Annotated in this window: 7 protein-coding genes and 1 other RNA gene; 3 read left to right on the top strand and 5 right to left on the bottom strand. The window is 65.6% G+C overall.

Annotation, left to right across the window (positions count from 1 at the left end; all coding sequences use genetic code 11):
- Positions 1 to 22: 22 nt before the first annotated feature.
- Positions 23 to 2,374, bottom strand: coding sequence for a prolyl oligopeptidase family serine peptidase (locus tag VGM20_11950; protein ID HEY4101575.1), 2,352 nt, complete (start codon positions 2,372 to 2,374; stop codon positions 23 to 25).
- A gap of 83 nt (positions 2,375 to 2,457) precedes the next feature.
- Between VGM20_11950 and ssrA the strand changes: the two genes are divergently transcribed.
- From ssrA to VGM20_11935, 3 genes are all read left to right on the top strand, one after another.
- Positions 2,458 to 2,821: a transfer-messenger RNA gene (gene ssrA, locus VGM20_11945) on the top strand.
- A gap of 1,322 nt (positions 2,822 to 4,143) precedes the next feature.
- A complete protein-coding gene (locus VGM20_11940) occupies positions 4,144 to 6,219 on the top strand; it encodes a S9 family peptidase (protein HEY4101574.1) in 2,076 nt (691 codons plus the stop codon).
- Between the two features lie 127 nt (positions 6,220 to 6,346).
- On the top strand, positions 6,347 to 6,517 hold the full coding sequence (locus VGM20_11935) for a hypothetical protein (protein HEY4101573.1): 171 nt from the start codon (positions 6,347 to 6,349) through the stop codon (positions 6,515 to 6,517).
- A gap of 304 nt (positions 6,518 to 6,821) precedes the next feature.
- On the opposite strand, the gene VGM20_11930 is transcribed toward VGM20_11935, so the two are convergent.
- The 4 genes from VGM20_11930 to purF are packed head-to-tail and all read right to left on the bottom strand — an operon-like array spanning position 6,822 to position 12,503.
- Positions 6,822 to 7,955 carry a 5-(carboxyamino)imidazole ribonucleotide synthase gene (locus VGM20_11930; GenBank protein HEY4101572.1) on the bottom strand — a complete coding sequence of 378 codons (1,134 nt, stop codon included), beginning with the start codon at positions 7,953 to 7,955 and terminating at the stop codon, positions 6,822 to 6,824.
- Complete coding sequence (gene purE, locus VGM20_11925) at positions 7,952 to 8,446, bottom strand: 5-(carboxyamino)imidazole ribonucleotide mutase (protein ID HEY4101571.1); 495 nt, start codon at positions 8,444 to 8,446, stop codon at positions 7,952 to 7,954. The genes VGM20_11930 and purE overlap by 4 nt, the downstream gene beginning before the upstream one ends.
- Positions 8,443 to 11,112 (bottom strand): pyruvate, phosphate dikinase, encoded by a 2,670-nt coding sequence (gene ppdK, locus VGM20_11920; GenBank protein ID HEY4101570.1) that lies wholly within the window; start codon positions 11,110 to 11,112, stop codon positions 8,443 to 8,445. The genes purE and ppdK overlap by 4 nt, the downstream gene beginning before the upstream one ends.
- The gene (purF, locus tag VGM20_11915) at positions 11,109 to 12,503 is read right to left on the bottom strand and encodes an amidophosphoribosyltransferase (GenBank protein ID HEY4101569.1); all 1,395 of its coding nucleotides are present in this window, start codon (positions 12,501 to 12,503) and stop codon (positions 11,109 to 11,111) included. Before purF ends, ppdK begins: the two co-directional genes overlap by 4 nt.

The raw sequence follows: 12,503 nt of genomic DNA, 5'->3' as shown, positions 1-12,503 counted from the left end.
GGCCGCTCCGCTCGGGACGAGGTTACTTGAGCAGGATCTCCCGCCAGAGCGCCGTCATCCGCCGCTGCGAATCCTTCTTGGACATCCCGTTCACCCACCCGTGCGCCTCGATCGGGTACGTCACGAAGTTGAAGCTCTTGCCGAGTTCCATCAGCCGCTGCACCAGACGCACTGCGTCCTGATACTCGACATTGTTGTCGACAAGGCCGTGCATCAGGATCAGCGAATCCTTGAGGCCAGCGGCGTAATGAATCGGCGACGACGTGCGATACGCGGCGGTGTCCTCTGCCGGCGAGCCGTTGAGGATGCGCGCGGTATACCAGTGGTTGTAGTGCGCCCAGTCGGTGACGGCGCACTGCGCCACGCCGCCCTTGAAGACTCCCGGGTGACGGAAGAGCGCCATCAGCGTGTAGAAGCCGCCGTACGAACAGCCGAAGAGGCCCACATGCCCGGGGTTGACATGGTACTTGTCGCGAAGGAAGGGGATAGCGGCCAGCGCCGAGCCGACATCGTGATCTCCCATGTCGCGGTAGATCGAGACGCGCGAGTCTCGGCCGTACCCTGAACTGCCGCGGTAGTCGATCACCATGTAGGTGATGCCGAGGTCGGTGAGATACTTGGCGTAGAGCGCGCCGCCGTGTGCGCTGGAGCCGGCGAACGTCTTGTGCACCGCCTGGGCGTAACCGGCGCCGTGAATTTCGAGAACTGCTGGACGGGTCGCCGCCTGCTTGGCAGGGCGGTAGACGCGCGCGAAGACTGGCTTCCCCTGATCGTCGTCGAAGGAGACGAAGTCGCTCGCCGGCCATGCGATCCTGTAGAAGGCGTCGGAGCCGCTCTTCGTGACGCGCACCGGCTTGGCGCCGATCGACGACACGAGATAGAGATCGGTGAGCTCTCGCGGATTCCCCCAGCGGAGGATCATCCCGCGATCGTCCGGTGCGCGCGTCGCAGTGACCTCTCCCTCACCGAGCGAGTCGATGCGGGTCATCGGGCCGCCCATGGCGGGCATGGTGTAGAGATGCGTCTCGTCGGGGTGGGCCATCGACGTGGTGAGCCACCAGGTCGTCCCGTCGCGCGAGAGCTGCGCGTCGCGGACTTCCCAGTCGCCATCGGTCAACGCCTTGTGCGAACCGTCGATGCCGACGAGGTAGAGATGAATCCAGCCGCTGCTCTCCGACGTGAGGGCGATATGCTCGCCGTCGTTCATCCACGTGACGCCGGGTGTTTCCAGGATCCAGTCGTCGTCGTGTTCGTGATGCAGCGTGCGGAGCTGCTTTCCCGTGGCAGGATCGACGAGAACGACCCAGCGATCCTTGTAGTCGTTCGACGCGAATTCCGCGACGAGATGCGTCCCCTGGCGGTTCCATGAGATCGCATTGGCGTGGACCGCCTTGCCGAAGCCGGCAGTGTCGACCACAACCGGCTTGACCGAATCGGCGATCGCGAACGAGTCGTTGCGGACGATCCAGGCGCGCGAGTTGGCGATCGGCGCGCCGACCTTGGCGCGCGAGGTGCGCGTGTAGACGACGCCGGAATCGTTGACATAGTCGGCGAAGAGGGTCTGAATCTCGTCGACCTTCGGTGCAGCGATGTACGTCGAGTAGTGAAGGTCGGGGGAGAGGGAGAGATCGGAAACCGTCTCGTCCTTGCGGCGCGGAATCACGAACGGCTCCGGTGCCGGGTCGGTGCGGCGGCGGGCGTCGGCGCTGTCCTTCTCCTCCTTGTGGCGCCGGACGAAGTCGAAGAGGTCGAGCTGTTCGCGCTTCAGCTCGGCGTTGGCCTTCGAATCCTTCGGCGGATCGGTGCGGGTGAAGGCGCGAGTGAGCTGACGCTGCTCGCCGGTGGCGGGATCGATGGCATAGAGATCGCCGCTGGAGGTGAAGCGGATCTCGCGTTCGTCGGGGGACCAGGAGGGAGAGACGGCGTCGCTGCGGACCTGCAGCGTTCGATCACCCTTTCCACGCTCCCAGTACCGCAATTCTCCGCGCGCGAACCAGGTGGCGCGCGATCCGTCGCGACTGCGGGCGGGGTTGGCGGGGATCCGCGTCGCGAGATCCCGGGCGACCGGTTCGACCTTCTTCCCGTCGCGCGAGACGCGCCACCACTGCGCTTCGGGTGCCACCGCGCTGGTCACCCGGACGGTGGTGTCGTAGGTGAAATAGGCCCACTGGCCCTCCACGTCCCATCGGGGCGCGCCGGCACCGCCGCCGAGCCAGCGGGCGTCGGAGGTCGAGTCGAGGGGGAGGTCGAATTTGGCGTCGCGGGCAGAGGCGTCGAGATGTGACTGCCGCAGCGGGAGGGACTGTGCGGCCGCCGGAGAGGGCGAAATCGCCATAGTGGCGGCCAGCGCCAGCGGAGCGACGGAAAAACGCATCGTGGGCTCGAAATCCGGGTTATGTGGGGAGGAACGGGAGAAAACTAGGAACTTTCCGGCCGGGCGGGTAGTTTCGGCTCTACGGGGGCGATCGGCTTCGACGGGTTGGTAGAAGACATCGTCGCGTGCCCAGGTCCGATATCCTGGTAAATCCTGTCGGAAAAACACAATTGCCAACACTGATCTGGCGATGGCTGCGTAAGCTGAGCTAACGCTCGCTTCACGCTCCTCCTGTAACGAGGCCTTTCCGGGACGGCGTTACGGGATCGACAATCCGGGATAGGGCGCTGGAGTCCTCCACTCCAGAACCTGAGCTCTGACGGAGGTAGGTGTCGGAAAGGGTGGCTTCGCCCCGGTCCGATGCTCAGCTTGAAGCGAAGCCTACGCACGTAGATGCGGTCTCGGACGCTGATTCGGACCAGGGTTCGATTCCCTGCGCCTCCACTGAACAGCTGAGCGCCACTCCTGACGGGGTGGCGCTTGGTGCTTAACTGATCGGTGCGGCGATCGGATTGGTCGGGAAGCGGCTCGCCGGCGGTGGCGCAGCCGTGAACGAGGGTGAGATGGGAGCGATCGGCGGGGACGCGAGACCGGAGAGACGCGACCACGTCGTGAGTCAGCGCGACGGGGCCCTGAGTGAGTGTGACTCGGACCCGAGTGAGTGTGACTCAGACCTGAGTGAGTCTGACTTGGGCCTGAGTGAACTTGACACCGGGTTGAATGAGTCTGTCACGGCACCGCTTCTGTCGGCGCAGGACCGAATGGGTGTGACAGCGACCCGAATGAGGCGGTAAGGCCACCGCTTCGCGTCGCGCAGGACTGAATGGCCGTGCGAGGGGACTGAATATCGGTGAAACAAGCCCGAGTGAGTGCGACAGCGACCTGAATGAGCCCGTAACAGGACCTAACGAGCGCGACTCATGACAAAGTGAGGGCGACACAGAGCCAAGTGAGTCGACCACGGAGCCGAGTGAGCGTGCGTCGGGACCAAATGAGTGGCAACGGACGCTGAGTGAGCCCGACACGGGCTTGAGTGAGTGCGACACGGAGCCGAGTGAGTGCGACACGGCGCTGAGCGAGTTCGCCTCGGACCCGCGTGAGTGGGATAGCGAATCGAATGGGGCTGGAACGTGAACTCTTCTCTCGGATAGCGAAGTGAATGTGCCGGGTTCGGACCCGAAAGGGTTCGACCGCGACCCGAAAGTGTTGAATCGCGGGTCGAGTGAGGTGGACTCGGCGCCGCTGCGGCGACGATGATGGGGCCGCCGGCGACGAGTCGGCGTTCGACCAGGTCGACCTTGAGGTTCATTCCCTCAAGTGACCGCGCGCCGAGGAGGACGAGGTCCCGCGGCTCGCCGAAGACGATCTCGTCGATCGTCACTGCGCCGGCGGCGCGGAGAATCCCGAAGCCGATCCAGCGTTCGAGCCTCGAGCCATCGGCCTGGCGGAAAGCGATCTGCTTGACGCGCTCGATGCCGAGTGATTCCAGGATCCCTTTCGGGACCCAGCTGAGTTCCGCGCCGGTGTCGACCAGTACGCCGTGCAGCAGGCGTGACTCCCCCGGGCGCAACTGATTCTCCACCGTTACATCGATTCTGAGGAGTCCCATATCGTCCGACATCTTACCTCCGTGCCCGGCAGCAACGGGGCGCTGTGAACGCCGACGGGAGCAAGATACTTCGAGCGGATCCGGGGGCGGGTACTAGAAAACGCAAGGGTCGGGAGGCTTCCGCGAGTCGAATCAATTCCAGCGCTTGCTAGATTTCGACATGCCGACTCCACCCCGCGCTCCACGCCATCCTGCATCCACCACTCGCCACGGCGAGACCTTCACCGACGACTTCGCCTGGCTCCGCGACAAGGACGATCCGGCGACGATTGCCTACCTCGAAGCCGAGAACGCGTACGCCAACGAGGTGCTCGCTCCGACAGATTCGCTCCAGGAGACCCTCTATCGCGAGATGCTCGGCCGGATCAAGGAGACCGACCTCTCGGTCCCCGTCCGCCGCGATGGTTACTGGTACTACACGCGGACCGAGGAAGGGAAGCAGTACGGGATCCAGTGCCGGCGGCGTGAGTCGATGGACAGCGGCGCCGAAGAGATCGTCCTGGACCTGAATCTCCTCGCAGCCGGGAAGCCGTTCATGGCGCTGGGCGATTACGTCGTGAGCGATGATGCGCGATTCCTTGCCTATTCCACCGACGAGACCGGCTTTCGGCAGTACACCCTCGAGGTCAAGGACCTCGCAACCGGCGACCTCCTCGGCCTGCGCCGGGAACGGGTGACCTCGATCGCGTGGACCACCAACGGCCGCGAACTCTTCTACACCGTTGAAGACGAAGTGACCAAGCGGTCACACCAGCTCTGGCGCCATCGTTTTGGCGAGCCGGCTGACACGCTGATCTACCAGGAGGATGACGAGGCGTTCGGCGTTCACGTCGGGCGCACGAGGAGCCGCGCGTGGCTCGTCCTGCATTGCGGCAGCCACACCACCAGCGAGACACGCGTGTTGCCGGCGGCCGGCGGCGCGGCTTCGTGGCAAACGTTGCTCCCGCGCGAGGCGGAGATCGAATACGACATCGATCATTTCATCTGGCCGTCGAATCCGGAGCCGTACCGCGATGTGTTTGTTATCCGGATCAACGACACCGGCCGCAACTTCCGGCTGGTGACGGCACCCGTTGGCGATGTGCGACGGGAACGGTTCCGCGAAATCCTTGCGCACCGCGACACGGTGATGATCGAAGGACACGACTGCTTTGCGCGGCACCTCGTGGTGAGTGAACGGGAGGACGGCGTTCCGCAGATCGCGGTGGCGAGGGTCGATGCGCCAGGATGGCGCCGGATGACGTTTCCGGAACCGGCATACGAGGCATACCTCCACTCCAATCCCGAGTGGGACGTCGACCGGATCCGCATCGGCTATCAGTCGCTCGTCACGCCGTCGTCGGTCTTCGACTGCGATCTCGACAGTGACGACCGGACCCTCCTCAAGCAGCAGGAAGTGGTCGGCGGATACGATTCCTCCGCATACGTCTCCGAGCGGATCCACGCCACCGCTGCCGACGGTACGTCGATTCCGGTGTCGATCGTGCGCCGCCGCGACACCGGCCATCTCGCGCCGTGCCTGCTACACGGCTACGGATCGTACGGGTACTCCTATCCAGTGGCGTTTTCGTCGAATCGGCTCTCGCTGCTCGATCGCGGGATGGTGGTCGCGATCGCCCACATCCGCGGCGGCGGCGAACTGGGGAAGAAGTGGCACGATGCCGGCCGGATGGAAGAGAAGATGAACACCTTCACCGACTTCATCGAGGCGGCGGAGTCGTTGATCGAGCGTGGCATCGTCGCGCGCGATGCATTGGTGATCGAAGGGGGGAGTGCCGGCGGGCTCCTGATGGGGGCGGTGACGAATCTTCGTCCCGACCTCTTCCGCGCCGTGGTGAGCCAGGTGCCGTTCGTCGACGTGATCAACACGATGTCGGATCCGTCGCTGCCGCTCACCGTCGGCGAGTATGAGGAGTGGGGCAATCCGGCGATCGCCGAGCAGTTCGGCTGGATGCGCGCGTACGATCCGTATCTCAACCTGCGCAAGGCGCGGTATCCGGCGATCCTGGTGCGGACGTCGCTCAACGATTCGCAAGTGATGTACTGGGAGCCGGCGAAGTACGTGGCAAAGCTGCGGGAGTTCAAGGAGGGATCGACGCCGCTGCTCCTGCTGACCAACATGGGCGCGGGGCACGGCGGAGCATCGGGGCGATACGACCGGCTGCGGGAGATTGCGACCGACTACGCGTTCATCCTCACCGAGGCTACAACGCCGACAGCGGCACCGACCACCTGAATCGCCCCACGCGATGATCAGCGTCGCGACCGTTCCGGGGTGCAGAATGATCGTCGCATGACGCCCGCTCCGATCGGATTCGACGCCGTTGGTGTCGGGTCCGACGCGCTGGATCCTGACCAGCATCGTGAGCCGCAGGACCGGCGCGCTTGATGAATCGGCGGTGAGTGGCGCGGTACCGATCACGAGTCCCGGGTTGAACGTCCGAGCGTTGTCGCCTCCACCGCTCGTCACGACCAGCGTCGCCGAATCCGCGGTGATCCTGGCCCAGAGATTGAACGAACCGGCCGGGATCTGAAGCGCTCCGAGTCGCAGCGGCAGCGTGGTGGTCAGGACCGGTGGCGCGGTCGAACCGATCCCCCACAGAGTGTCGAGCGGGATAGAGTGGCCGAGAAGTGGCCCGCCATCGGCGAGCGCTCCATCCCAGCTGAGGGAGAGTTGCGCTGTCTCGGTGCGGCCTACCACGATGGCGGTGACAAGTTCGCGGGGAGTGTCGCCCTGGGCGGCGGCCGCGGCAGCAGCGGCGAACGAGATCAGTGCAAGCATGTGGATCGAGGTTCCGCGGGGCATGGCGGAATGTACCGTCAGAGTCAGACGATCTGCTACGCCGCGCCACCCAGGGCGCGCCACGCCGCAAGCCCGATAGCCAACGCGTCATCGGGAGTATTCGCGATCACGGTGAGGTGCCCCATCTTGCGTCCTGGGCGCGGTGCTTTCTTGCCGTAGAGATGGAGCCGCACTCCCGGCATCGCGAGCGCTTTGTCCCACGGCGGTTCGCCGTTGCTCCAGAGATCGCCGAGGATGTTGATCATTGCGACCGGCGAAATCGCCGACGTGTCGCCGAGGGGGAGGCCGGCGAGGGCACGCGCCTGCTGCTCGAACTGTGACGTCACCGACGCGTCGAGGGTCCAGTGTCCGCTGTTGTGCGGGCGCGGCGCGAGTTCGTTGACCAATAGCCGGCCATCGACCACGAAGAACTCGACACCCATCACTCCCACATACTCGAGCGCCGTCACGACCTTGGCGGCGATCGCCCGCGCCGATTCGGCGAGCGCATCCGGTACGCGGGCCCGCACCACGCTCGAATGGAGTATCCCGTTGCGATGCACATTCTCGGCGAGGGGCCAGCTCGCGATCGCGCCATCGGTACCGCGTGCAACCATGATCGACACTTCGCGCTCGAGCGCGACACGCTGTTCAAGGATGCTCGCGCCGTTGCCGACAGCCTTGTGCGCGTCGGCGAGTGGTTCGCGCGACGTGACGACGACCTGGCCCTTGCCGTCGTAGCCCAGCTGGCAGGTCTTGAGGACTCCGACGCCGCTGCCAATCGCATTCCACGCGCGGTCAAAGTCATCCGGTCCGTTGATCTCGGCCCATGCGACCGTAGCAATTCCATGGCGATTGAGAAACGACTTCTCGCGGATCCGGTCCTGCGTCACCGCGACTGCATCGCCACTCGGGTGCACTGGCCGATGCGCCGAGAGTGCGCGCAATACATCAGCGGGAACGTTCTCGAATTCGGTGGTGATCGCGGCACAGGTGCGTGCCAGTTCGTCGAGCGCATCGCCGTCGGTCCATTTGCGACAGAGGTGGAAGTCGGCGATCTGGCCTGCGGGAGCGTCGGGATCGGGATCGAGGGTCATCACCTTGAATCCCATCCGTTGCGCCTCGGCGGTGAACATCCGGCCGAGTTGCCCGCCGCCGAGCACGCCGAGCGTCGCGCCGGGGCGGATCACGAAATGTCGGGGAGCGACAGGGCGCGAACCTTTGCGTCGAGGCCTTCGCGGAAGGAGTGGAGCCGCTGGGCAAGTGCCGGATCGCCGGCTGCGAGGACGCCGACGGCGAAGAGCGCCGCGTTGTGAGCGCCGGCCTCGCCGATCGCGAAGGTCGCCACCGGGACGCCGTTCGGCATCTGCACGATGGAGAGGAGCGAGTCGAGTCCCTTGAGATGCTTGCTGGGGATCGGCACGCCGAGGACCGGAACGGTCGTCTTGGCGGCGAGCATTCCGGGGAGGTGCGCCGCGCCACCTGCGCCGGCGATGATGCAGCGCAGGCCGCGCGATTCTGCCTCTGCAGCGTACGAGAAGAGGAGGTCGGGGGTCCGGTGCGCCGAGACGACCTGCGTCTCGTAGGGAACGCCGAACTCAAGCAACCGTGCCGCCGCGTGCTGCATCACCTTCCAGTCCGAATCGCTGCCCATCACCACTCCGACGAGCGGTGCCGTCATACGGTGGCCTTGGTTCGGTCGACGGTGCCGCGCGCCGCGAGCGCAGCCTGCGCCGCGGACAATCGTGCGATCGGCACCCGGAACGGCGAGCAGGAGACGTAGTTCATCTTGAGGGTCTCGCAGAAGGCGATCGAGCTCGGGTCACCGCCGTGCTCACCGCAGATCCCGAGCTTGAGATCGGCGCGCGTGGCGCGGCCCAATTCCGACGCCATGCGGATGAGCTTGCCGACGCCCACCTGGTCGAGAACCTGGAAGGGGTCGGCCTCGACGATGCCGCTCTCGATGTAATGTGGCAGGAAGCGCCCCGCGTCGTCACGGGAAAGCCCCCAGGTGGTCTGGGTAAGGTCGTTGGTCCCGAACGAAAAGAACTGCGCCTCGCGGGCGATCTCGTCGGCGGTGAGGGCGGCGCGCGGGAGTTCGATCATCGTGCCGATGAGGTACGGCACGGTGAGCTGCCGCTCCTGGAAAACCGCCTCGGCGGTCTGCCGCACCAGCAGTGCCTGCCGGCGGAACTCGACGGTCGTAGCAACGAGCGGGATCATCACTTCCGGCATGACGCGTCCCTTGCGCGCCGCCACGGTGCACGCCGCCTCGAAGATCGCGCGGGCCTGCATCGCGGTGATCTCGGGGTAGGTGATGCCGAGGCGGCAACCGCGGAGGCCGAGCATCGGATTCTGTTCGTGCATCGACGCGACCACGTGACGAATCCGCTCGATCGGCTGATCGAGCTCGTCGGCGAGCCGCTGCATCTCCTCCTCGTCCTTGGGGAGGAACTCGTGCAGCGGCGGATCGAGGAGGCGGATCGTGACCGGGAATCCCTCCATGGCGCGGAAGATCGATTCGAAATCACCGCGCTGCATCGGAAGGAGTCGCGCCAGCGCGCATTTCCGCTGCTCGGCGGTCTCGGCGAGGATCATCTCGCGCATCGCAAGCAAGCGATCGCCCTCGAAGAACATATGCTCGGTGCGGCAGAGGCCGATCCCCTCGGCGCCATAGTCGCGGCCGCGATGCGCGTCGGCGGGCGTATCGGCGTTGACGCGCACCTTCATCGGGCGGATCTTGTCGGCCCACGCCATCAACCGCTTGTACGACTCGGTCATCTCCGGCGCGAGAAGCTTCGCCCGGCCGCAGAGCACCGCACCGGTTGATCCGTCGAGGGTGATCCACTCGCCGCCCTTGATCTCCCTCTCTCCAACGCGGATGACGCCGGCGGCCTCGTCGACATCGAGCTCATGGGCGCCGGCAACGCACGGCTTCCCCATGCCGCGCGCCACGACCGCGGCGTGCGAGGTCATCCCACCGCGGGCGGTGAGGATCGCACGGGACGCGACCATGCCGTGGAAATCTTCCGGCGAGGTCTCACGGCGAACAAGAATCACCGCTTCGCCGCGCTTGGCGGCTGCTTCGGCGGCGTTGGCGTCGAAGACCACGACACCCGACGCCGCACCTGGCGATGCGGGGAGGCCGGTGGTCAGTCGCTCCAGCGCGGCGCTCGGATCGATCGTCGGATGGAGGAGCTGCTCGAGCGCCTGGGGCGGGATGCGGGCCACCGCTTCGTCTTCAGTGATCGCCTCCTCGTCGACCATGTCGCACGCGATGCGGAACGCCGCCTGGCCGGTCCGTTGCGCCCGCCGCGTCTGCAGCATGTAGAGATGGCCGTCCTCGATGGTGAACTCCATGTCCTGCACATCACGGAAATGGCGTTCGAGGGTGCGGGCCATCCGCTCGAGCTCCTGATACACCGCGGGGAGCTTGTCACGGAGCGAGGTGAGCGGCTCCGGCGTGCGCGCCCCCGAGACAACATCCTCGCCCTGCGCGTGCGAGAGGAACTCGCCGAAGATCAGCCGTTCACCGGTTGACGGGTTGCGCGAGAACGCGACGCCGGTTCCCGAGGTGTCGCCGAGATTGCCGTAGACCATTGTGACGATGCTCACGGCGGTGCCGAGATCGTCGGGGATGTCGTGGAGGCGGCGATAGTCGATGGCGCGCCGCGTGTTCCAGCTCTCGAAGACCGCCGCGATCGCCCCCCACAACTGCTCCATCGGATCGTCGGGGAAGGGGCGATTGATCTGGTCAGTGACGTGCGTCTTGAAGCGGGCGATCACCGACCGGAGCGTCGGCACCGGAAGATCGATGTCGCGGGTGACGCCGTGCGCGTGCCGCGCCTCTTCGAGGATCGCGTCGAACGGCGCCTTGGGAAGATCGAAGACGACGTTGCTGTACATCTGCAGGAAGCGTCGGTAGCAATCCCACGCGAACGCCGGGTTGCCGTTGAGCGACGCCAGCGCTTCGACGGTCTTGTCGTTGAGGCCGAGGTTGAGGATCGTCTCCATCATTCCCGGCATCGACACGGCGGCGCCGCTGCGCACCGACACGAGGAGTGGAGACGTCATCCCGCCAAATTCCTTCGATGTCGCGGCCTCGAGGCGCTCGAGGGCACGTTCGACCTGCACCTTGAGGCGCGGCGGGAAGGAACGGGTTTCGAGATAGGTCGGGCAGACCTGCGCCGAGATGGTAAAGCCGGGCGGTACCGCGATCCCGAGGTTGGTCATCTCGGCGAGTCCGGCGCCCTTGCCGCCGAGAATGTCCTTCATCGCGGACGTGCCGTCGGCCCGCCCTTGGCCAAAGAAATAGACCAGCGGCTGGGGGACGAACGCGTCGCTCATCGTGTGAGGGCGACCAGTTGCGGTGCGTGGTGGAGCTGACCGAGTGTGAGCTGGCCCGGCGTGGGGTAGTCACCGGAGAAGCAGGCGTGGCACCATGGCGTGCTGCCGTCGGTGGCGTCGACCATCTCGTCAAGCGTGAGATAGTCGAGCGAATCGACGCCGAGGTAGTCACGGATCTCCTCGACCGAATGGCTCGACGCGATGAGTTCTTCCCTGGTCGGCGTCGCGATCCCGTAGTGGCACGGCCCGGTGATCGGCGGCGAAGCGAGGCGGAGATGCACTTCACGCGCACCGGCGTCACGAATCATCCCCACCAGTCCCTTGCTGGTTGTGCCGCGCACCAACGAGTCGTCAATCACCACGACCGACCGCCCTTCGATGACGTCGCGCACCGGATTGAACTTGATCCTGACCTTTTCGACACGCAGTGCCTGCACCGGATTGATGAAGGTCCGTCCGACATAGTGATTCCGGATCAATCCATGTTCGAGCTTGACGCCGGAGACCTCGCTATATCCCAGCGCCATCGCGTTGGACGAATCGGGGACGGAAAACACCACGTCGGCACCCGGGGCGGCGTGGTGCCGGGCGATCTGGCGGCCGAGTTCCCGGCGGACGGCATTGACCGATTCGCCGAAGACGGTGGAGTCGGGGCGCGAGAAGTAGACCAGCTCGAAGATGCAGCGTGAAGTCCGCCGCGGCGAGAGGCGGGGGAGGTCGATCATCTCGCCATCGTCGATCTTGACGAATTCACCGGGTTGGAGCTCCCGGACGAAGGTGGCACCGATCAGGTCGAGGGCGCAGGTCTCCGACGCCACGATCAATCCGCCGCCGAGCCGGCCGACGACCATCGGCCGGAAGCCGCGCGAATCGACTGCCGCGTAGATGGTGCGGCCGACGCTCATCACCAGCGAATAGGCGCCGTCGATCTTCTCCAATGCGTCACGGATCTGGCCCTCGACCGTCGCGGCACTCGACCGGGCGATCAGGTGGACGATGACCTCGGTATCCACGGTAGTGGCGAAGAGCGAGCCCTGCCGGACCAGTTCGTCCTTGAGTTCGGTCGAATTGGTGAGCGAGCCATTGTGGGCCACCGACAGCGGCCCGGCGTGATAGTTGACGAGGTACGGCTGGGCGTTGGCGAGGATGCTGCTGCCGGCCGTCGAGTAGCGGGTATGGCCCACCGCCGTATCGCCGGGAAGCCCTTCTAGGGCGGTGTTGGTGAAGACGTCGGCCACCAGCCCCATGGCGCGGTGGACGCGAGCCTTGCCGGCGGCGTCGATCGCCACGATCCCGGCGCTCTCCTGGCCGCGGTGCTGCAGGGCGTAGAGGCCGAGGTAGGCGATCCGCGCCGCATCAGGAATCCCGGAAACACCAACGACGCCGCACAC

It is taken from the genome of Gemmatimonadales bacterium (assembly GCA_036500345.1).
GTDB lineage: Bacteria > Gemmatimonadota > Gemmatimonadetes > Gemmatimonadales > GWC2-71-9 > Palsa-1233.
This window is presented reverse-complemented; position numbering and strand designations above follow the sequence as displayed.